The following is a 21,531-nucleotide window of genomic DNA, read 5'->3' as shown; positions in this document are numbered from 1 at the left end:
GGCGATCGGTGAATAAACAATGGCGAAACGCAGGTCTATACGTTCTTCTTGCAATCGTGGTGCTGGCCTTGGCCACTGCCTTCTTTGATCGCCAACCCACGACCAAACAAACATGGCCCTACAGTGAGTTCATCCAACAGGTCGAAAGTAAGCAAATCACCAAAGTCAGTATCACCCCTGACCGCTCCCAAGCTCAAGCCATCACCCAAGATGGCACACGAGTGCTCGTCAATCTTCCCAATGACCCTGAACTCCTTGACATTCTCACGACCAACAATGTGGACATCGCTGTCTTGCCCCAAAGCAACGATGGCTTCTGGTTCCGCGCCCTGAGCAGCTTGCTCGTGCCCATTGGCCTGTTGGTACTGCTCTTTTTCCTACTGCGGCGTGCCCAAGCAGGTCCCGGCAACCAAGCGATGAACTTTGGCAAGTCACGGGCACGGGTACAGATGGAACCTCAAACCCAAGTGACCTTTAATGATGTGGCTGGGATTGATCAGGCCAAGCTAGAACTGGGTGAAGTGGTGGAATTCCTCAAGTACGCCGATCGCTTTACCGAAGTGGGCGCCAAAATTCCCAAGGGAGTTCTCCTTGTGGGGCCGCCGGGAACGGGTAAAACCTTGCTTGCGCGGGCAGTGGCTGGTGAAGCAGGCGTTCCCTTCTTCTCGATTTCCGGTTCTGAGTTTGTGGAAATGTTCGTTGGGGTGGGTGCCTCACGGGTGCGCGACCTCTTTGAACAAGCCAAAGCCAACGCCCCTTGTATTGTCTTCATTGATGAGATTGATGCTGTCGGTCGCCAGCGCGGTGCTGGTCTGGGGGGAGGTAATGACGAACGGGAGCAAACCCTCAACCAACTGCTGACGGAAATGGATGGCTTTGAGGGGAATACGGGCATCATTATTATTGCTGCAACGAACCGTCCGGATGTTTTGGATGCAGCGCTGTTGCGTCCGGGGCGTTTTGACCGTCAAGTGGTCGTGGATCGTCCCGATTACAAAGGTCGCCTCGATATTCTCAAAGTCCATGCCCGTGGCAAAACCCTCGCTAAGGATGTGGATCTCGATAAAATTGCCCGCCGTACCCCCGGCTTTACCGGTGCGGATCTCTCGAACCTGCTCAATGAAGCGGCCATTCTGGCAGCTCGCCGCAACCTGACTGAAATCTCCATGGATGAGATTAACGATGCCATCGATCGCGTCCTCGCTGGACCTGAGAAAAAAGACCGTGTCATGAGCGATCGCCGCAAGAAGTTAGTCGCCTACCATGAGGCGGGTCATGCCCTTGTGGGTGCCCTGATGCCCGACTACGATCCCGTCCAAAAAGTGAGCATCATTCCCCGCGGGCGGGCAGGTGGTCTGACTTGGTTTACTCCCAACGAAGATCAGATGGATTCGGGTCTCTATAGCCGTGCCTACCTGCAAAACCAAATGGCCGTTGCCCTTGGGGGTCGCATTGCCGAGGAAATTGTCTTTGGCGAAGATGAGGTGACAACGGGTGCCTCAAACGACCTGCAACAGGTGGCAAGGGTGGCGCGGCAAATGGTGACTCGCTTTGGCATGAGCGATCGCCTAGGACCTGTGGCTCTGGGACGGCAAACGGGGAATGTCTTCCTTGGCCGCGATATTATGGCAGAACGGGACTTCTCCGAGGAAACGGCTGCCACCATTGATGACGAAGTGCGCAACCTTGTCGAGCAAGCCTATCGCCGTGCCAAAGAGGTCTTGGTAAACAACCGCCACGTCCTTGACCAAATTGCCCAAGTGCTGATTGAAAAAGAAACGATCGATGCTGAGGAACTCCAAAGCATCTTGGATCGCAACGACGTGAAGATGGCAACGATTCCCTAAGATTGCCCTTTGCGATCGCCCCAAGGGTCGTGCTAATGTAGTATTCCTTGGGACTGCGGGCATGGTTTAATGGTAAAACCCTAGCCTTCCAAGCTAGAGACGCGGGTTCGATTCCCGCTGCCCGCTTAAGACTCAACTCCTTTAAGAACCTGCATTTGCGGGTATTGCAGAGACTCTGGGATGCTCTTGCATACTCTCAAAATAGGCTCAAACTGGTTTTAGCACCCTATTCTGTTGGTGGCCTATGGCTCAGCCACGTCGGCTAGGATAGCGCTTCTGGATTGATGAATGATTCTCACTGAAAATCTCAATGTCCTCTGGGCGAGCGTCCTCTTTGAAACCCTCTATCGCTTGGGACTGCGGACAGTTGTTCTCTCGCCGGGATCACGTTCTGGACCATTGGCGATCGCGGCTGCTGCCCATCCGCATCTTGAGGCTCTGCCGATTCTTGACGAACGCTCGGCAGCTTTTTTTGCTCTTGGCCTTGTCCAACAGCAGGGACGCCCCGTTGCCCTTGTCTGCACTTCAGGCACTGCTGCTGCCAATTTCTACCCCGCGATTATTGAAGCCAGCCTCAGTCATTTACCGTTAATTGTGCTGACCGCCGATCGCCCCCCCGAATTGCGCTTTTGCCAAGCGGGGCAAGCCATTGATCAGGTGCATCTCTACGGCCATGCTGTACGTCACTATCGCGAACTGAGTCTGCCGGAACTCCCCTTGCTGCCCTACCTGCGGCAAACGCTCTGCCATAGCTGGCAAACTGCCCTTTGGCCAGATCCGGGGCCCGTACATTTGAATATTCCTTTACGGGATCCCCTTGACCTGCGCTCTGAGGCCAATTTTCATGGGGCACTTCCACAGAACTTCTTTGCTCAGGTGCAGCCCTTTGTGCCGCCTCGCGTTGTCACCGCTCTCCCTTGGCAAACATGGCAACAGATGCAGCGGGGGTTGATTATTGCGGGGCCTAGTCATGGGATGGAGCCTCTGGTGGAAGCGGCCGCAATTGATCGCCTGAGTCGGTTTCTACAGTGGCCAGTGCTTGCCGATGCCCTTTCCTCAGCGCGGGGACTGCCCCACGGCATTAACCATTACGATCTGCTGCTGCGAAATGCCCACCTCCGGGAATCCTTGCGTCCTGAAGCAGTGATTCAACTCGGACCGCTGCCTACCAGTAAAGCCCTGCGGGAGTGGCTGAGTGCCTGCGATCCCCTGATCTGGTGCCTTGACCCCACGGGCGATAACAACAATCCCATCCATGGCCGCTGTCAAACGGTGGCGATCGCCCCCCAAGCGGTGGACTGCCCCCCCGACCCCCTGCCCCCCAACCCCTACCTCAAGGATTGGCAAGACCACGATCAACAAGTACATGAGCAATTGAAGCGAACATTTGAGGCCATTGATTGGTTCTGTGAGGCCAAGCTGATTTACCATCTGCCGCAGTGGTTGCCATCGCAAACGGCTATTTTTGTGGCCAGTAGTATGCCTGTGCGGGATGTTGAGAGTGTTTGGCGGGCAAGCGATCGCTCCCATCGCTTTTACTTTAATCGGGGTGCCAACGGCATTGATGGCACATTATCTAGTGCCCTAGGGGTTGCCCATCGTGGTCAGCCCACCCTCTTGATCACGGGAGATCTGGCCTGCTTGCACGATACCAATGGCTGGCTGATCACGCCCCAGTTTCAAGGGTGTCTGACGGTACTGCTGATCAATAACCAAGGGGGCGGTATTTTTGAGCATCTGCCAATTCGCCAGTTTGATCCGCCCTTTGAGGCCTTTTTTGCCACACCGCAGCAGGTAGATTTTAGTTGCCTTGCCGCCGCCTACGGCATTCCCTACCACTGTCTCAAAGATTGGGCTGATGTCGCGGCACAGCTTCGCCAGACTCCTTGGCCAAAGCTACGGCTTTTGGAATTTAGGAGCGATCGCCAGCGGAATGCCCAATGGCGACAGCAGGTACTCGCCCATCTGGGGGGCTGACTTCTGGGACTTTAGTGGCTGTGGCTGTGGTGGGACAGCAACTGCTCCTCAAGGGCCGCAATCTGGTTATAGGCCGCCGTCAGTTGTGCCGTGAGCCGTTGAATTTGAATCTCTGGACTCAGGGGGCGATCGCCACTGAGGTTACGCGCCTGACCATAGTCATCATCCACAAGAATATCCTTGTGCTCTGGGGTACTCACCACAGGGCGAGGTTTGGGCAGGGGATTTTGCTCAGCAGGAGTTGCCGGTAGCGGTTTGAGCCGCCCTTCCTCTAAGGCCTTAGAAACCTTTTGGTTGAGTTGTTCAACGATCTGGTACAGGGCATCAATTTTGTTACTCAGAACCAGAATCTGCTTATGTAATAAATCCACGGGTCAAATCCTCTCGCGGTGGAATGCTGTAGTTGTCAACTCAACTGCCTTTGGGGAAGATAGTCGTATGAAATATCATCAACCCTCGGCACTAGAGGTACGCTTGAAAAAGTACGCACTTCCCCCAACCTTAGGCTACCCAGTTTCAAGAGCCTAGAGTGCTGAATGCAGCTTGGCCAATAGGTTAATATTGACTCTGGAAACAGGGATATGACTATAACTCCAGCCTAAGAAAAGTTATTGGTCAATGGCCACTTTTTCAAGAAGACTTAAGCCCGAGTAAATTTTTGTAAAAGCCTGCGGCATTCTTGGAGAAATATAGTGGAAATTCAGCGACTCACTCTAAAAAACTTCAAAACCCATCAGGATCGCACCTTTGAGTTTCTGCCGGGGGTGAACGTCATTTGCGGTGAGAATGGTGCCGGCAAAACCAGTCTTTTTGAAGCCATTGCTTGGGTTCTCTTTGATGCGACGTTGGGGTATGGCAGTGGCTTTAATAAGGCGATTATTCGCAAGGGCGCTAAACGTGCCGAAGCTACGGTGCAGTTTATCTCAGCGGTGGATGGTCGCTCCTATGTGGTGCGGCGCAATACGCAAACAGGGTACACGATTTTTGACCCCCAAGTGGGAGACCTCGGTCTTTCGTTGCGTGAAGATGTGCAGGTGTGGTTGCAGGAGCACCTTGGTATCCGCAGTGCCTTTCCGCTGCGGGATCTCTTTGAGCAGATCATTGGCATTCCCCAAGGGATGATCACGGCGGATTTTCTCAAGCCACCAGCGCAGCGGCGACAAGTCTTTGAACCAATTTTGCAGGTGAGTGATTATCGCCAAGCCTTTGACAATGCCCTTGCCCTCGTCAATTTTTCCCAAGAGCAGGTGGTGTCCCTAGAGCGGCAGTTGGCTGTGCAAAAACAGGAACTGGCCACGCGATCGCAATATGAACAACAGGCAACAGCCTTGGCAGCGGAGCTAGAGCGCGATCGCCAGCAGTGCGAGGAATTACAACAACAATGTCAGGCCTTGGCCGCTGAAAAACAGCAATACGAAGCTGCCGTTGAAACGCTAAACCGTCTTGAGCAAACCTGCCACCGCCTCGAAGCCCAACTCCGTCAGCAGGAGGAACTCTGTCGCGATCGCCAACAGCAGTTGAGCGCTGCCCGCGAAAGTCAAGCCCAGTGCCAGCAATTGCAAGCCGACTACGATCGCTATCGACAGCAGGAGGCTCGCTACCAAGAACTCGAGCAGCAACTGCGGGGACGAGCCGCCCTTGAGCAGAACATCCGCAAACTAGAGCAGCAGCAACAAAAGCTGGCCACCCAATTAGCCAGTATTGAAAGCCAGCGCCAAGCGATCGCCACCCTTGCCAGCCAACTCGCCGACCTTGAACCCCAAATTGCCGCCGCCGACGCCCTCGATGCCGAAATTGCCCCCCTTGAGGCGCGCTACCAGCAAGCCCAACAGGCGGATCAGGAACTGCGCCATCTCAAGCAACAAGCGGCAACGCTGCAAACCCGCCTCGCGGACATTGCTCAACAGGTGCAAGCCCTAGAGCAACAGCGTCCCTTGGCCGCCACCTTGAGTGCTAAACAGGCAGAACGGGAGCGACTCCAAGCCCAACTCAGCCATGCCACCGCTGCCCATGCCTTTGCCGCCACCCTTGATCCCATTCTCAATACCGCTCAAAGCCACGCTACAGCAACCAATCCCCTTGTCACAGCGGCCATGACAAGCCTCACGGCGGCACAGCAATTTTCCCTCGTGGCCACCGCCATTCAAGAGGGGCTAGAAGCACTTCAGCAGCTTCAGCAGAACTATCACTGGCTTTTGGAGCAACTCACGGCACTGCGACAAACCCTCACCGATCCCGCAGCGATTCCAGCCCTCAACCAGACGTTAAAACAGTTAGAAACTGACATTGCCCGTGCTGCCGCCGCAGAACGATCCCTCTTGCAAGCCCAAGCCCTTGAGGAGGAACGCAGCCGTTTGGCAACAGAGCTGAAGCAGTTGGGCGATCGCCAGCAACCCCTAGAACCCCTCAGTCAAGAACTCCCTGATCTCGAACGCCGCCTGCAACAATTACGCCAAGAACGAGCCAACCTTGGTCAACCCCATGCCCAGCAGCAACTATTACTGGAGCAGCAGGCAGCAGCCCCCCAACTGGAAGCCGACTACGCGCGTTTGGGTAGCGAACAGGCCAACCTACAAGCTCGTCTCACCCCTCTCTATGAGGAACGCCAACACTATGCCACCCTTGAGGAACAGCGGCAACAGCTTAGGGATGAACTAGCTAGCCTACGTCCCAGCTATGATACCTATCTCCAACACCAGCAGCAGGCCGCCCAAGTAGAGAGCTACGAAGCTGCCCTAAGAACCGCGACCCAAGCTGCCCATGAGTTGCAAGCTGACCTTGCCCAAGCCCAAGCAGCGTATAAAGCCCAACAGCAGGAGGTGGATTTAGCGGCTCTGGAAGCCGTGCGCGATCGCTACGAGAGCCTACACCGTGAGTATCAACGGCTCCTTGGTGCCATTCCCGAAAAGGAAAAGCAGTACCAAAACTGCCTTGCCACCCTCAAGCACCTTGATGAAGTCGCCGCCGCAAAGGAAAAGACCCTTCAGCAGCTTGTGGCCGCCCAAAGACACCACTATCTGATTGAGACCGCTCGCGACATTTTCAAAAAGAGTGGTCCCCACGTCAGTGAAGCCTATTTACACACGGTCTCCGCCGAAGCCGATCGCCTACTGCGCGAACTCCTCAATCGTCCTGATGTGGCGCTCCAATGGACATCGGACTATGAGATTCAGGTCAACGAAGGAGGCTACTGGCGACCCTTCAAAAGCCTCTCCGGGGGTGAGCAAATGTGTGCTGCCCTTGCGGTGCGCCTCGCCCTACTGCGGGTACTGGTGAACACCGACATTGCCTTTTTTGATGAGCCGACCACCAATATGGATCAAATGCGCCGCCAACAACTGGCCGAGAGCCTGAGCAACCTCAGAAGTTTTCATCAACTCTTTGTCATTAGCCACGATGAAACCTTTGAAGCCCTCACCGAGCACACGATCCATCTGGAGCGATCGCTGCCTTAGGCGTAGGCCGTGTGGAGTGCCCACCAAATGAGTGCCGCAATAAAGCCAAGAATCAAAACGGCAGAAATCGCGATCATCGCCGGGCTGTCGGCACCATCAAACTTCATAATGCCGCGATTAAAATCCGTGGCCATAGGAATAAACTCCAAGCACCATTGAATCCACAGTAACCAAATTAATTTTAGGCTGCTTTTCTGGCAGTGGGGTTAAGGATAACGACTTGTTACGATTTGAGGCGCTCCCTAAAAACCCTCTTAAATGTGATCAATATCACAGCAGCCCTAGGTCAAACAGGCAAAGGTAGAAGTAAGCACACAGCCTAGACCACTTGTTGAAGTGTCACGTTTTGTAACGTTGCTCCTGCCCTAACTCAAGCTGAAGGCGGGCAGTACTCAGATTTGCAGAGGGGATGATTTCTTGAGGGCTGTTGAAACACGGGGGATAGAGATAATGAATAGCCTGCAACAGGAACGTCACGTCTTAATTTTGAATACCGTGGGTGGCCGGCGGGCGATCGCCCTTGAGGCAGCGGCCTACTCCCTTGGGCGGGATGAGAGTAATGCCATTGTGATTGACTTTGAAACGGTTTCTCGCCAGCACGCCATTCTCCTGCGGGTGCCTGTCCCCGGTACCACCAGCTATCGCTATCGTTTGGTGGATGGCAATGCCAATGGTAAGCCCAGCACCAACGGCACCTTTGTCAATGGCAAGCGCATTAGTAGCCATGAATTGCAGCACGGCGATGTGATTCTCTTTGGTCGTAAAGCCAAGGCTTCCTACCTCATGCTCTCAATGGCGGATACCGAGTTTAGCCAATATCTGCAATCCATTGCCTTCCAAAGCATTAAATCCGATCTGCGGGGTGCCAAGGAAACCCTTGTGGGGATGGAGCTAAGTGGCGAACTGCGGCGAACCCCGAACCGTGAATTGGTGGCAGCCGGCGCCACCCAGTTGCACCCTGAAGCCGAACCCGCAAAAGATACCTTGGCCAGTGACAGCGACAGCGAGCCGCAGGGGAACAACAAAGAAACTGTCCATGAAAAAGAGAGCCAAGGCTCAAAACCTAGCCTCGTGGGTCTAGGGGCGATCGCCCTTGTGGTTGTTGCCATTATCGTAGGAGCCGTCTGGCGATCGGGCTTCTCCCCCAGTCAACCGCAGGGTACACCACCTGCCACTCAAAACCGCAACTAGCTCAACTCAGATCCTGCATCGCTTTGATAAATAGTTTCAAAGTATAAACAATCCCGTATAACAGTCGTTCCCCTGAGTCCCTTTGCTAAAATGAAATCAATGATGGAATGCGTTCTACAACTGCCTGTGGGGTTGCGATCGCTCTAAAGTCATGAGTTAAGCGGACAAACAGACAGGCATTTCAAAAGCAAGTTTTAGGAGAACTTGAATGACAAAGCGGGATCATAGCAAAGTTTATAATGTCACACTGGTTAACGAAGCAAAAGGCCTGAATAAAACCATTCGCGTTCATGCCGACGAGTACATTCTCGATGCTGCCGAAGCCCAAGGCATTGCTCTGCCCTACTCCTGCCGCGCTGGTGCCTGCGTCAACTGTGCCGGTCGGATCATCAAAGGCACGGTGGATCAGTCGGATCACTCTTTTTTGAAGCCCAAGGAGTTGGATGCTGGATTTGTGCTGCTGTGTGCGGCCTATCCCACATCCGATTGTGTGATCTCAACCCACGAAGAAGATAACCTATTAAATTTGACTTAATCTTTGAGTTAACTGACGCATCGTTGTCGCTCAAAAATTTAAGTACTTTATAAGAGCATGACCACAGGTTTTTCTATGTGGTCTTTTATTAGTTACTGGCATCTCCGCCGATCCTTGTACTGCAAGGCTGCTGGGCATTCCCCTGTCATAAAGTCACAGAGGTTGAGTCGCAATGCTTCAATTCGATCAAGGTATTGTTTGTTCAGGCATTCATAATAGAGCATCGGCCGTACTGAACCGCCAAGAGCAGGATTGACTTCCCACTGGCAATGCTGAACAGCAACTCTTTCCCAATCAGCTTGAATTCTGCGCAACGCTTGTGCATTGGTGCCACTCGATCTCGCAGAAATTTTATTGATGAGGGAATTCAGCCTTTGCTGAGACTTTTGCAAGTCTGCTGCTGCACATTGAGTCAGCTCGGCTTGTGTGACTGCATTTCTGCACTGGTTTTGCGCCAACTGTAGTGTATGAGGTGGAGGATCAATTGTTAGACTGTGCTCATCCCTCTCTGAAGAGTCAACTGCTACCACTGATGACTGCCCAAGCGAGTGTTCAGCCGCAAAAACATTACTACAACCAATTAAGAGAAATAAAGCGGTACACAGCTTCGGAAATGGTGAAAAAGACTGTAGCTGGATTTTGAGAAGTCCCATAAAAATCTGTTCAGGCACTACTATCGTTGAAATTTAGTTTATCTTTAACACTTAAACCTGAATATGTCAACTATGGGTACAGCCCTTCTCTCCAATAGGGATACAATCCCTTGCGTAGTTTTGAGGGAGCGTGATGGGAAAAGGGCTTTATCTGAAGGCTACTCAACGGTTACTGACTTGGCGAGGTTGCGGGGTTGATCCACATCTAAACCACGACGGGCAGCAATGTGATACGCCAACAGTTGCAGGGGCATCACCGTCAGGATGGGGGAGAGAAGCTCATCAACCTCAGGCACGGGTAAGAGGTTATCAAAGGTGTGCTGGGCTTCGGCCTCGTCAAGGGGGGTGACACCAATGAGGCGGGCATCGCGGGCACGGGCTTCTTGGGCATTGGAGAGGACTTTCTCAAAAACACTGCCGGGCATGGCGATCGTCACCACCGGCACTTTGGCATCGAGCAGGGCGATCGGGCCATGTTTCATCTCACCCGCAGGATACCCCTCGGCATGGATATAGCTAATTTCCTTGAGTTTGAGAGCGCCTTCGAGGGCAATGGGAAAGTTGATGCCGCGTCCCAAAAAGATAAAGTCTTGGGTTTCGGAAAAGTCATGGGAGAGAGCTTCAATATAGCGTTCTTGGCTCTCTAAGATTTGCTCCATCTGGGCAGGCAATTGCCGCAAGCCAGTGACTAGTTCTGCTAAACGGGAGCGATCGCAAGACTGACGTTGCCATGCCAACTCTAGGGTCAGCAGATAGAAGGCCATCAACTGGGCAACAAATGTTTTTGTGGCGGCCACACCAATTTCAATGCCGGCACGGGTATCAATAATATGAGGCACCAGATGCCCTAGACTACTTTCCGGGCGATTGGTAATCCCCAGCAAACGGGGTTGGAGAGCGCCCTCAAGTCCTTGGCGGCGTTTTAGCTCCATCTCTAGGGCGGCAAGGGTGTCGGCTGTTTCCCCAGACTGGGTGACGCCAATAGTCAGGGTATTGGGCAGCAGGGGTGGCGGCGCGTAGCGAAACTCTGAGGCATATTGCACACTGGTGGGAATCTGAGCCACCTGCTCGAGGAGATATTTGCCCACGAGGCTGGCGTGCCAACTGGTACCACAGGCAACAATTTGAATGTGCTGGAGATTTTCGAGGAGGCTGGGGTCTAGGTGCAACTGCACCGGACTAAAGGAACTGTTCTCATCCCAATCAGCTCGCAAATAGTCCTCTAAACAGGTGCGCACCACCCCCGGCTGCTCATAGATTTCCTTGAGCATGTAGTGCTTAAAGCCCTGCTTTTCCACCATGACGGGGTTCCAGTTGAGGGTGCGGGGGGTTTTGCGCAGGCGGTGTCCCGCAAAGTCATAGACTTCAACCCCGGTGGGCGTCAGCCGAGCCAGTTCGCCATTTTCCAGCGGCAACACAGCACGAGTATAGGGAATGATCGCTGGGGTATCCGAGGCGCAGAAGAATTCCCCTTGGCCAAAACCAATCACAAGAGGAGCTTGCTGCCGAGCCACGATCAATTCATCGGGATAATCCGCACAGATAACGGCGATCGCAAACGCGCCTTCCAATTGATGGACGGCTTGGCGCACCGCTTCTAGGAGGCCATTGGCGGTGGGAGTCTCAGGCAACGCTTCGGCAATCAAGTGGGGGATAACTTCTGTATCGGTCTCGGAGCGGAACATGTGCCCCCGCGCCTGGAGTTGCTCGCGCAGTTCACGGTAGTTTTCAATGATGCCATTTTGCACCACGGCTAGGCGATCGCGACTGTCACGATGGGGGTGGGCATTGTGCTCCTCTGGTTTACCGTGGGTCGCCCAACGGGTGTGACCAATGCCAACATGGGCAACAATATCAAGCTGTTCAACTTTTTCGGCTAAGTTGTGGAGTTTGCCCTTGGCGCGCACACAGAGGAGTTCGCCCTCATTGAGTGTGGCAATGCCAGCGGAATCATAGCCCCGATATTCCAGCTTTTGCAGCCCCTGAAGCAGGACTTGTGCCGCTCGCTGTGGGCCAATATAACCAACAATGCCACACATAATTTAGACCTCGTAATCTGAGAGAAATTGGGAGTGCTCTAACGACGGCTGGCAAATTGCGGCAGTTCCACCTGTGACCGTTTGAGGGAAAGTCGCGAACGGGAGGCAAAGCGTTCTTTGGTGAATTCGGCTTGCCACGGTTGAATGCCAATGGGTTGAATCGAACGCGGATGGGAAACTGCTGGCATGGCGATCGCGTCTAAGGGTTTCGAGGCGGTTCTGGCGGGAACCTGAACGCGGTGAACTGTCCTGTGCCAAGAGGTTTCAATCTGGCGGCGAGAATTGGCGATCGCGTGCCATTCTTGATCATCCATGTTCCACTCTACTTTGTGCCACTCACTCATCACCCAACACCCACACCTTGATGACATCTTGTTATTTGGATTTTTATGAACTAGATTATCGGAATTTTAACAAAAGGCAAGCTTTGGGCAAAAATTGTCACAGGATGCCAGAGGGACAGCCTGTAACTCCCGTCACCTGCTGTGTTGAGCAATTACGCCAATCCGCTAGGGTCCATGCGCTTTCAGTGCAACTCAAGACACTTCACAAACTGGTACGTGCCTAGGCTTCATCTCCTCTCGCAGAATTCCTCATCCCTACAGTGGGGTCGTTTATTTCCGTATCTTTCACCGGCGAGTGCCGTAGTGCCACAATACCCTAAACGGCCTATCACTGGAGATGGACAGCCATGAACCTACGGGAACTCCTGACAGCGGCAGCGATTACGCCGAGTTTTGAGCATCCTGCCCTCGATCAAGAGGTGAAGTCCCTGAGTACGAATTCTTGGGAGTGTCAGCGTGGCTCGTTGTTTATTGGTATGCCCGGCACACGGGTGGACGGGGGCAATTTTTGGCCGAGTGCCTTGGCAGCAGGGGCGATCGCGGCAGTGGTGTCTCCGCAAGCCAAACCCCCTGAGGGAGATGCCTGTGTGATTGTAGTGCCCGATATTGAGCGTGCCTGTGGTCGGCTCGCGGCTGCTTTTTATCATTACCCCAGCCAACATCTCAGCCTACTAGGGGTTACGGGTACCAATGGCAAAACAACCACCACCCACTTGGTGGAACATCTCCTCAATAGCGTGGGCTATCCAACGGCACTCTTGGGAACGCTCTACAGTCGCTGGCCGGGACACTGTGAGATTGCTAGTCATACGACGCCCTTCGCGGTCACCCTTCAGGAACAATTGGCGGCAGCAGTGGCGGCGGGCTGTCGGTTTGGGGTGATGGAGGTGAGTTCCCATGCCTTGGCGCAGGATCGGGTGTGGGGCTGTCAGTTTGAGGTGGCGGCTTTTACCAACTTGACCCAAGATCATCTCGATTATCACCGCGATCTGGAGGACTACTTTGCCGCTAAGGCCAAGCTCTTTACTGCTGACTATCTCAAGGGTCGGGCAATTCTCAATGGCGATGATCCCTTTGGCCAGCGACTGGCTCAACAGTTGCCGCGCGATCGCTACTGGACCTATGGCCTAAGCGAAGATGCTGATTTTCGGGCTGAGCATCTCAACTATCGCGTCAATGGCGTGACGGGCACGGTTCATACCCCTATCGGTAGCGGCACTCTAGACTCCCCCTTGGTGGGACAGTTTAATGTGGCCAATGTGCTGGCAGCGATCGCCATGGGGGCAGCGGTGGGACTCCCCCTAGAATCAATGCTCAAGGCCATTCGTGACTTTGCGGGGGTGCCGGGGCGGATGGAGCAGGTGCGCATTAGCCCAGACCAAGAGATTACGGTTCTTGTGGATTATGCCCATACCCCCGATAGCCTTGAGAACTTGTTAAAAGCTGCCCGTCCCTTTGTTCCCGGTAAGCTGATCTGTGTCTTTGGCTGTGGCGGCGATCGCGATCGTAGCAAGCGTCCCCAAATGGGAGCCATTGCCGCCCGCCTTGCGGATCAAGTGGTGGTGACATCCGATAACCCGCGCACCGAGGATCCCCGCCGCATTCTTGATGACATCCTTGCCGGTATCCCACCGCAAACGCCGCTGATCGTTGAGGCCGATCGCCGCCAAGCGATTCTGCAAGCAATTCTGAGCGCAGCGCCGGGTGATGGCGTGATCATTGCCGGTAAAGGCCATGAGGACTACCAAATTCTCGGGACTGAAAAAGTTCACTTCGACGATCGCGAGGAAGCCCGTACTGCCCTCGAACAGCGACGCAAACAACAACTGAATCAAGGCTAACGTGCCACAATAGGGGATCGTTGTTCCATAGCGAGCAGATTGTGATTGAGGCAGAGGTTCACCGCCAATTACGGGCATTTTTACGCAGCAGTGGCGATCGCCGGTGGCCTCACCATCTCACCTTGGCGCGGTTGGTTGCCCGTGCCCTGCGGCTGCAGCGGGGGTGTTTACTTCAGGTTAGCCAACGGGCGGTGTTGCACCATCGCTATGGCCTGAGTTATCTGTTGCCGCTGCTGTTGTATCCTGAACCTGCTCTGCTCGTCGTTCCCCAAGAGCGGCTGACACGACTACTGCACCAAGAAATTCCTGAACTGCTCACCTTCCTTGCGGTGACGAAACCGATTCAGCATAGCCAGTACCCGCAGCCCGCCTTTGAGGGGGTGCTCGTAATGAGCCTCGAGGACTGGTGTCGCCACGCCACCGCCCATCCCAATGTCGTCACGATCATTGATGGCATTGAAGCCTTGCCCCAAATTGCCCAGCAGCAGATGACCTGCACAATTACCACCAGCGATTGGGAGCACTTGAAACTCGCGATTCCCAGTGCCGTTGGTGCCATTCGCCAAGTCTATGCCCAGTTGGTGCAGCACCTCTTTCAGCGACCTCAGAATCCCTATGGCGACTATCTGCTCACCCCTACAGAACAGCAACCGCTCCTTGAGCTGCTCCATCAATGGCCGCAGGCACTACCTACCCAATGGTCGCAATTGCGGGACTACCTCAACCGCAGTGACACGGTGATTTGGGGACGGCGCCACCCCACGGTGGGTTACTTCAGCCTCCAAGGACACCCCCTCAGTTTCCGCGCCTATTTTGAGGATCTTTGGTCACAGGCGCCTTTTGTCCTTATCGGCAGCGGACCCGATACGGACTCCCCTCTAGCCTATGTGCAGCAGGAACTAGGGATTCCGCCCCAAACGACGATTAAATTTGCTAGCGATCGCCACAGTGAAGCGATTACCCTCTCAATTGCCGAAGACTTACCTCTCCCCAATACCCCAGAATTTGCGCCAGCGGTTTTGCGCCGTCTCTACGATCTCATTGGCACGATTGGCCATCGGCGGGCGGTGATCCTCGTTAGTGATGTGCCGCTGCGGGAACAGTTGGCCACCCAATTGGCTGCCCTCTACGGTTCACGGGTACAGGTGGAGACGACGACCCTTGAGACGAACACGATTTTAGTGACGGGGGAGACCTTTTGGCTGCGTCATGGGGCGCAGTTGCCCTGCCCGGCGCTATTCATCTTGACCACACTGCCCTTGCCCTCGCCGGAAAAAGCGGTGGTGAGTGCCCGCATTGAATGGCACAAGCAGCAAAAACAGGATTGGTTTCGCCAGTATCTCTTGCCAGAGTGCTTGACGGTGCTGGATCGTGCCCTTGCGCCGGTGCGTCAGGATGACACGCTGGTGGCGATTTTGGATCGGCGGCTTACGGAGCGCAGCTATGGCCGGGAAATTCTCCAGAGTCTGAGTCCCTACAACCGCGTTAGCGATCGCGCCCAATCACCGCGTTGAGTTTGCCACTGCGAAAGCCCTCAAGATCCAAGGTGACATAGGTAAAGCCAAGGGACTGAAAGTGGTTCACGAGCTTCTCGAGATCCGTCATTGTCACAAAGTCAGCAATCTGCTCTTGGGGCACCTCAATGCGAGCCGTATCGCCATGACTGCGGACGCGGCACAGTTCCCAGCCCTGCTTGCGCAGGTAGTATTCGGCATTGCCCACCCGTTGCAGCTTGGCGAGGGTAATTTCTTCACCGTAGGGAAAGCGCGAACTGAGGCAGGGTTGGGCGGGTTTATTCCACCACGGCAGCCCTAGGGATTTGGCAATTTCTCGCACCTCGAGTTTACTAATCCCCACCTCGGCAAGGGGCGATCGCACCCCCCGCTCTTTGGCGGCAACAATGCCGGGGCGATAGTCTTGGAGATCATCGGCATTGACACCATCAAGAATGTAGTCATAGCCCCACGCCTGTGCCAATTCCCGCAGGCGATCGTGGAGTTCACTCTTGCAAAAGTAGCAGCGATTGACGGGGTTGGTGGCGTAGTTGGGGTTCTCCAGTTCATGGGTTTCAATCAGTTCATGGCGAATGCCAATGGCCGCCGCCTGAATGCGGGCATCTTCTAGATCTGCTGGAAATAGGGAGGGGGACACCGCCGTGACCGCCACAGCGCGATCGCCCAAGACGTCCTGAGCAACTTTGGCCACGAGGGTACTATCAATACCACCAGAGTAGGCAATCAAGGCTTGATCGAGTTCGCCAATGAGATCGCGTAAGGCCGCTAGTTTGTCCACGCCCATCACCGACCAATGTTCCGAGAATTCTGCTCCTACAGTTTAGCTTAGGGATAGAAGCAGTAAGCTCAAGCCCCCATTAAGCAAATGCTGCGAGTGCTCCCCCCTGCTCTAAAATAAAATCACGAACTGATAACCGCTGATTGCTCGGGAGAACCTATGGGAATTTTCAATGGCATTATTGAGTTTCTTAGCAATATCAACTTTGAAGTCATTGCTCAACTGACCATGATTGCCATGATTGGCATTGCAGGGCCGATGATTATTTTCCTGTTGGCGGTGCGTCGCGGCAATTTGTAGGCTATTTCTTTATTCAAGACTTAGGAAGTCCCCCACGTTTGGGCAAGCCGTGCCAAATCCTTGGCTTGCAGTTGATACCAGCGTTGCAATCGTGCCAGTTCTGCGGTAATGCTCAGGGTGGGGGCAAATTCTTCACAGCCATAGCCCAGATGGCGCAGGATCGCTACAAGCGTACAGGGGGCAATCCAATAGGTTTGACTCAAGGCTAAAAGATTCACCTTAGTCTGTTCTTTGAGGTCATTTTGAATTGAGAGGATGAGGGTCGTCAGGGGGGCGATCGCCGGTCGTTGGTATCCTACATAGACGATTTCTGGCTGGGCAATGGCCAATAGCCAACGCAAATGGGTGGACGAGGGCGGCAGTGACCAGAGAATGAGCGTGCGACAGCGATCGCGGGGGCGATCGTAGTGAATGGCTGCGGTGGTTAAGTTCGGGGGTACCTCAGGGCGGCCATAGCCATAGAGCAAAACATTGTTGCGCAACTGCGGTAGGAGCGTTGTCAAAGGCGGTAGGGGTTGCCAATGGGGAATCGGGTGACTGGGTGGATCAGGGACGTGCCACGCCAGTGAGGGCTTGACGCCCTTGAGTTCGAGTTCCAACTGGGTTTCGCCGTTCCAAGTGTGGGCTGTGAGGTGATAGGCAATATCGACCCTGGTCGGCAACGGAAAAAATTGTCCCCAGCGCCAAGCCTTAGCGGTCATCTGCTGCCCATTCTGCTCTAGGGTGAGTTTCATATGTTCCCCCTGCTGACCCATGGGCACTTGTTCGAGAATTTTGACCCCGCGACTACAGAAAATCGGCTGCGGATTCTCACTGCCAAAGGGTTGCAGTTGCTCCACTTGGGCGTAAAAGTCCCACGTCAGTTGCTCAAAGGAGACTTCGGCATCAAGGGTAACAAGGGGACGCAGATCCTCTGGTTTGAGACAGGTTTGGGCAAAGGCTCGCAGGCGATCGCGCCAAGCGGCTAAATGCTCTGCCCGTAGGCTAAACCCCCCGGCCGCCCTATGACCGCCATATTTCAAGAGCAGATCCTTGGTGGCCTCAAGGGCCTCAAAGACATGGAATTCGGGAATACTGCGAATGGAGCCGCGAATGGTCGTCTCATCCTCATAGGTGCCAATAAACACTGGTACGCCGTAGCGCTCCACAAGGCGAGAGGCAACAATGCCAATGACCCCATGGTGCCAGTCGGGCTGGACGATCACTAATACCCACTCCTGTTGGGGATCAAAGCCCGTCTCTTCAAGGTGGGCGATCGCCTGTCTCTCAATCTCAGCACAGAGTTCCTGACGGCGGCGGTTCGTCTCCTCACAGAGGGTGGCCAGTTCCAGAGCACGCTGCGGATCCTCGGTGGTCAGCAGGTCAATCACGACTTGGGGATCGCCAATGCGGCCAATGGCATTGATGCGCGGTCCTAGGCGAAACCCCACCGCTGTGGGCTTGAGGGCGGTATTCTGGGCTGGCAAACAACCGGCCATCTGCATCAGCGCTTGCACCCCCACTAGGGGAGACGTGGGAATCGTTTGCAACCCTTGTTTGACCCAGCGGCGATTCACCCCCGTTAAGGGCGCCAGATCGGCAATCGTGCCAAGGGTACACAGCTCCCGCAAAGGCCGCACCAGTTCCCGCCAGTTGCCCAGTCGCTGCGCTAGGGACAGCGCAAGGGTATAGGCCATCCCCACCCCTGCAAGGCTATGGTAAGGAGAGGTCGGGGGCACCAGTTTGGGATTGAGAATGGCATCGGCAGGGGGCAGTTGCGGCGGCACATCATGGTGGTCAGTCACAATCACCGTCAGTCCCAGTTCCCGTGCCTTGAGAATGGGTTGCAGGGCAGCAATGCCGTTGTCCACCGTGAGAATGAGTTTGACACCCCGGTCGTAGCACTCCTGCACAATTCGCTCATTGATGCCGTAGCCTTCCTGCATCCGCGAGGGAATTTCATAGTCAATATCGGCGCCTAGATGACGCAAAGCACGCAATAGAAGAGCCGTGCTGGTCATGCCATCGGCATCGTAATCGCCACAAATGGTCATTTTGTCACCGTGGGCGATCGCCTGTTGCAGCAATTCCACTGCTAAATCAAGGTCAGGAAAGACTGTGTTCGGAGGCGGTAGCTCTAGGGTTTCGGGTTCAAGAAACGCCCGGACGGCTGTAGGAGTTGTCAGACCCCGCCGCAGATAAATTTCCGCTAGCGCTGAGGGGCAACCCAAGGCCTGCCTCAAGGCGTCACAAGACTCTAGATCAATTGGAGGAAAGAGCCAACGTTGCTGGGGAAGAGCACCCATAATGCGGAGGGGGGAGATAGGCAGGCCAATAACCCCAATGCTAACTTGAGCGTAGCTTTGGTTGACAGACCGAAAAAATAGAATGATAATCATTACCGTTCTATTTAGCCTTGGTGAATTCCCGAGGCAGTGTCTTGGTGTGAGGTAAGGAGGTCAGTGATGGAAAAATCCCTAACAACGGTCATGGTGGCTGCCATTCACCTTGCACTACTCAGTCCAGTCGCTGTTGCTGAACCTCAGATGCCCGCTCGTGCCAGCATGGGACAGGTGACCTCTGTGTCGCAGCTTTCTGATGTGCGCCCCACCGATTGGGCCTATCAAGCCCTTGCCGCTCTAGTGGAAAAATATGGCTGTATTGCCGGCTATCCCGATGGCACGTTTCGGGGTAATCGTGCCCTGACGCGCTTTGAAATGGCAGCGGCTTTGAATGCCTGCCTCGATGTGGTCAGCGATCGCTTTGCCACCAAGGAAGATTTAGCCACCTTGCAACGCCTCTCTGAGGAATTTGCCGCTGAACTGGCGACCCTACGCGGACGAGTGGATAACCTCGAAGCCCGTACGGCCAATCTGGAGGCCACGCAATTTTCGACAACCACCAAGCTCTCTGTCGATGCGGTGATGGCCTTTCAAGCCGGTGGCAATACTCGTCAAGTCTTTGACCCCGTCTCTGGGAGTACATTTACGGGGGGCAGCTATAATCCGACGGTGATTAGCAAGGTGGAGATTAACCTCAATACCAGTTTTCGCGGTACCGACTTGCTAACCACGACCCTCGAAGTGGGGAACAACGGGTTGGATACGTTTGGGGCAACGGGGATTGGTACCAGTGGCGCTATTGCAGGTGGCTCTGTGGACTACGGCGGGGTAGGATCAACTGTGGAATTGTCTCGCCTTTTCTACAGCTTCAAGCCCACAGAGGATTTAACAATTGGTGTCGGGCCGCAATTTTATCCCAGTGATATTGTTGATACCAATAGCTACGCCAACGATTCTTTCACGGATTTTAGTTCCAATTTCTTTATCAACAACCCGCTGATTGTACCCTACGCTGTCAATGATCCCGGTGGAGCAGGTGTCAGTATTGAATGGAATCCGGGGGGCGGATTCTTTACGCTGCGCGGTGTTTATGTGGCTGCGGAAGCGGGAGCACCGACGGGGGTTGCTACGGGCGGGGGGCTTTTTGGCGATCCCTATCAGGGAACTGTGGAATTGGAGTTTGCCCGTGCCTTTGGTGCCAATGAACGGAACAACTTTGCGGTGCGCCTGCAATATACCAACGCCTCAACTCTGAACATTTCCCAGAATGCCGGCGGTGTGAATGTGGAACTCACCCTCGGTAAGTTTGGCCTCTTTGGTCGCTATGCCTACTCCGATATGAAACTCTATGGCGATGGAGCAACGATTAATGGCTTGGGGCCATTTGCTGTCGATCCGGGGGTCTTTGTCATTCCCGCTGGTGGCCAAGTGAAGACCACCGCGCAAACATGGATGGCAGGTTTGGCCTATCGGGACTTGCTGGCGGCAGGATCGCTGTTGGCGGCGGCGGTGGGGCAACCCTTTATTAACTCGCTGGGATCAGCACCGGGCATCAATGATGCCACTCAAACCAACTATGAACTCTTTTTCCGCTATCCCCTCAGTGACAATATCTCAATTACGCCCGTGTTTATGGCGATTACCAATGCCAACAATAGCGCCACCAATAGCCCCATTTTCCAAGGGCTGATCCGCACCACGTTTAGCTTCTAAACAAGACACGCCCTAAAGGCTTGGCGCAGTTGGCTCTCATCAAGGTTGCGGCCAATAAAAATGAGTTCATTGCGCTGATGGCCAAGGGGGCGATCGAGGGGACGACCATCAAAGAGCATATGCACCCCCTGAAAGACAAAGGGCTGGGGCTGCTCCGCTAGATGCAAAATCCCCTTCATGCGGAAAATATCGGGGCCTTGGGTTTGCAGCAACTGGGTCAGCCACGTTTGCAGCTTGGCGCCATCCAATTTGCCCTCAGCAACAATGGCCACAGAACCAACAGATTCATCATGTTCATGGTGATCTTCGCCAAGGAAGTCTGGGTCGAGTTCGAGGGCCCGCTCAAGGTCAAAGCCCCCCACATCGAGGATGTGCTCCATGGGTACAGCGGCCTGTTGGGTGTAGTACACCTTGGCCAAGGGGTTCATGGCATGGATGCGATCGCGCAACTGGGCGAGGTCTGCTGCGCTCACCAAGTCGGTTTTATTGAGCAAAATCACATCGGCAAAGGCAATTTGCTCTTGGGCTTCGTCCGCTTCCCAGTGGTAGTGAATGTGCTTGGCATCCACCACGGTAATCACCGCATCTAGGTGAGTTTGGCTGCGGATATCCTCATCCATGAAAAAGGTTTGGATCACGGGTGCGGGATCGGCTAGCCCCGTGGTTTCAATGACAAGGTGATCAAACTTGTGCCGCCGCTTCATCAGGTTGCCAATAATGCGGATCAAGTCGCCGCGCACCGTACAGCAAATGCAGCCATTATTCATCTCGAAAATTTCTTCATCGGTATTGACCACCAGTTGATGATCAATGCCCACTTCGCCAAACTCGTTGACAATCACAGCGACTTTCTTACCGTGTTCGTGGGTGAGAATGCGATTCAGGAGTGTGGTTTTACCGGCGCCCAAGTAGCCAGTGAGCACTGTAACGGGAACGGTCATAGGCTGGACAACAGCTAGAGACTCTTTGAGCCTATCAAATATCAGTTACAGTCGTTGTGAAAAGGGCTGTAGGATAAAAAAA

Annotated in this window: 17 protein-coding genes and 1 tRNA gene; 10 read left to right on the top strand and 8 right to left on the bottom strand. The window is 54.3% G+C overall.

Features of this window, described 5'->3' with window-relative positions; genetic code table 11:
- Window positions 1-8: 8 nt before the first annotated feature.
- The 3 genes from ftsH3 (at window position 9) to menD (ending at window position 3,824) form a co-directional block, all read left to right on the top strand.
- Window positions 9-1,847, top strand: a complete 1,839-nt coding sequence (gene ftsH3, locus KV190_RS00670) for an ATP-dependent zinc metalloprotease FtsH3 (RefSeq protein ID WP_460194126.1) — start codon at window positions 9-11, stop codon at window positions 1,845-1,847.
- A gap of 55 nt (window positions 1,848-1,902) precedes the next feature.
- Window positions 1,903-1,973: transfer RNA gene (locus KV190_RS00665), tRNA-Gly, on the top strand.
- Between the two features lie 162 nt (window positions 1,974-2,135).
- Complete coding sequence (gene menD / locus KV190_RS00660; RefSeq protein WP_460194125.1) at window positions 2,136-3,824, top strand: 2-succinyl-5-enolpyruvyl-6-hydroxy-3-cyclohexene-1-carboxylic-acid synthase; 1,689 nt, start codon at window positions 2,136-2,138, stop codon at window positions 3,822-3,824.
- A gap of 11 nt (window positions 3,825-3,835) precedes the next feature.
- Here menD and KV190_RS00655 read toward each other — a convergent pair whose 3' ends face one another.
- Window positions 3,836-4,195 (bottom strand): hypothetical protein, encoded by a 360-nt coding sequence (locus tag KV190_RS00655; protein ID WP_460194124.1) that lies wholly within the window; start codon window positions 4,193-4,195, stop codon window positions 3,836-3,838.
- A 321-nt stretch (window positions 4,196-4,516) separates the two neighbouring features.
- Here KV190_RS00655 and KV190_RS00650 point away from each other — a divergent pair, with 321 nt between their 5' ends.
- Window positions 4,517-7,279, top strand: a complete 2,763-nt coding sequence (locus tag KV190_RS00650; RefSeq protein WP_460194123.1) for an AAA family ATPase — start codon at window positions 4,517-4,519, stop codon at window positions 7,277-7,279.
- Here the strand turns inward: KV190_RS00650 and KV190_RS00645 are convergent.
- Window positions 7,276-7,413, bottom strand: a complete 138-nt coding sequence (locus KV190_RS00645) for a hypothetical protein (RefSeq protein ID WP_024125599.1) — start codon at window positions 7,411-7,413, stop codon at window positions 7,276-7,278. The two genes, KV190_RS00650 and KV190_RS00645, sit on opposite strands and share 4 nt — an antisense overlap.
- A gap of 316 nt (window positions 7,414-7,729) precedes the next feature.
- On the opposite strand from KV190_RS00645, the gene KV190_RS00640 reads away from it, so the two are divergent.
- Both KV190_RS00640 and KV190_RS00635 read left to right on the top strand, forming a co-directional pair.
- Window positions 7,730-8,470, top strand: a complete 741-nt coding sequence (locus tag KV190_RS00640) for an FHA domain-containing protein (RefSeq protein ID WP_460194122.1) — start codon at window positions 7,730-7,732, stop codon at window positions 8,468-8,470.
- 208 nt (window positions 8,471-8,678) lie between these two features.
- A complete protein-coding gene (locus KV190_RS00635) occupies window positions 8,679-9,005 on the top strand; it encodes a 2Fe-2S iron-sulfur cluster-binding protein (protein ID WP_149819700.1) in 327 nt (108 codons plus the stop codon).
- Window positions 9,006-9,097: 92 nt separating this feature from the next.
- Here the strand turns inward: KV190_RS00635 and KV190_RS00630 are convergent, their stop codons facing one another.
- From KV190_RS00630 to KV190_RS00620, 3 genes are all read right to left on the bottom strand, one after another.
- The gene (locus KV190_RS00630; RefSeq protein ID WP_460194121.1) at window positions 9,098-9,676 is read right to left on the bottom strand and encodes a lysozyme inhibitor LprI family protein; all 579 of its coding nucleotides are present in this window, start codon (window positions 9,674-9,676) and stop codon (window positions 9,098-9,100) included.
- Between the two features lie 140 nt (window positions 9,677-9,816).
- A complete protein-coding gene (glmS, locus tag KV190_RS00625) occupies window positions 9,817-11,697 on the bottom strand; it encodes a glutamine--fructose-6-phosphate transaminase (isomerizing) (RefSeq protein ID WP_460194120.1) in 1,881 nt (626 codons plus the stop codon).
- Between the two features lie 38 nt (window positions 11,698-11,735).
- On the bottom strand, window positions 11,736-12,041 hold the full coding sequence (locus KV190_RS00620) for a hypothetical protein (RefSeq protein ID WP_460194119.1): 306 nt from the start codon (window positions 12,039-12,041) through the stop codon (window positions 11,736-11,738).
- A 347-nt stretch (window positions 12,042-12,388) separates the two neighbouring features.
- Between KV190_RS00620 and KV190_RS00615 the strand changes: the two genes are divergently transcribed.
- On the top strand, window positions 12,389-13,882 hold the full coding sequence (locus KV190_RS00615) for a UDP-N-acetylmuramoyl-L-alanyl-D-glutamate--2,6-diaminopimelate ligase (RefSeq protein WP_460194117.1): 1,494 nt from the start codon (window positions 12,389-12,391) through the stop codon (window positions 13,880-13,882).
- 20 nt (window positions 13,883-13,902) lie between these two features.
- Entirely contained in the window at window positions 13,903-15,396 is a 1,494-nt protein-coding gene (locus KV190_RS00610) for a helicase C-terminal domain-containing protein (protein ID WP_460194116.1), read from the top strand.
- Here KV190_RS00610 and larE read toward each other — a convergent pair.
- The gene (gene larE, locus KV190_RS00605) at window positions 15,368-16,180 is read right to left on the bottom strand and encodes an ATP-dependent sacrificial sulfur transferase LarE (RefSeq protein ID WP_460194115.1); all 813 of its coding nucleotides are present in this window, start codon (window positions 16,178-16,180) and stop codon (window positions 15,368-15,370) included. The genes KV190_RS00610 and larE overlap by 29 nt on opposite strands.
- A 153-nt stretch (window positions 16,181-16,333) precedes the next feature.
- On the opposite strand from larE, the gene psb30 reads away from it, so the two are divergent.
- A complete protein-coding gene (psb30, locus tag KV190_RS00600) occupies window positions 16,334-16,474 on the top strand; it encodes a photosystem II reaction center protein Ycf12/Psb30 (RefSeq protein ID WP_011057084.1) in 141 nt (46 codons plus the stop codon).
- Window positions 16,475-16,494: 20 nt separating this feature from the next.
- Here the strand turns inward: psb30 and recJ are convergent, their stop codons facing one another.
- Window positions 16,495-18,759, bottom strand: coding sequence for a single-stranded-DNA-specific exonuclease RecJ (recJ, locus tag KV190_RS00595; protein ID WP_460194114.1), 2,265 nt, complete (start codon window positions 18,757-18,759; stop codon window positions 16,495-16,497).
- A 159-nt stretch (window positions 18,760-18,918) separates the two neighbouring features.
- Between recJ and KV190_RS00590 the strand changes: the two genes are divergently transcribed.
- Window positions 18,919-20,508 carry an iron uptake porin gene (locus KV190_RS00590; protein ID WP_460194113.1) on the top strand — a complete coding sequence of 530 codons (1,590 nt, stop codon included), beginning with the start codon at window positions 18,919-18,921 and terminating at the stop codon, window positions 20,506-20,508.
- Here KV190_RS00590 and KV190_RS00585 read toward each other — a convergent pair.
- Window positions 20,505-21,449 carry a CobW family GTP-binding protein gene (locus KV190_RS00585; protein WP_460194112.1) on the bottom strand — a complete coding sequence of 315 codons (945 nt, stop codon included), beginning with the start codon at window positions 21,447-21,449 and terminating at the stop codon, window positions 20,505-20,507. The genes KV190_RS00590 and KV190_RS00585 overlap by 4 nt on opposite strands.
- Window positions 21,450-21,531: the final 82 nt, after the last annotated feature.

It is taken from the genome of Thermosynechococcus sp. FA-CM-4201 (assembly GCF_054689355.1).
The sequence above is the reverse complement of the archived record's forward strand: the minus strand, read 5'-3'. Positions and strand labels throughout refer to the sequence as shown.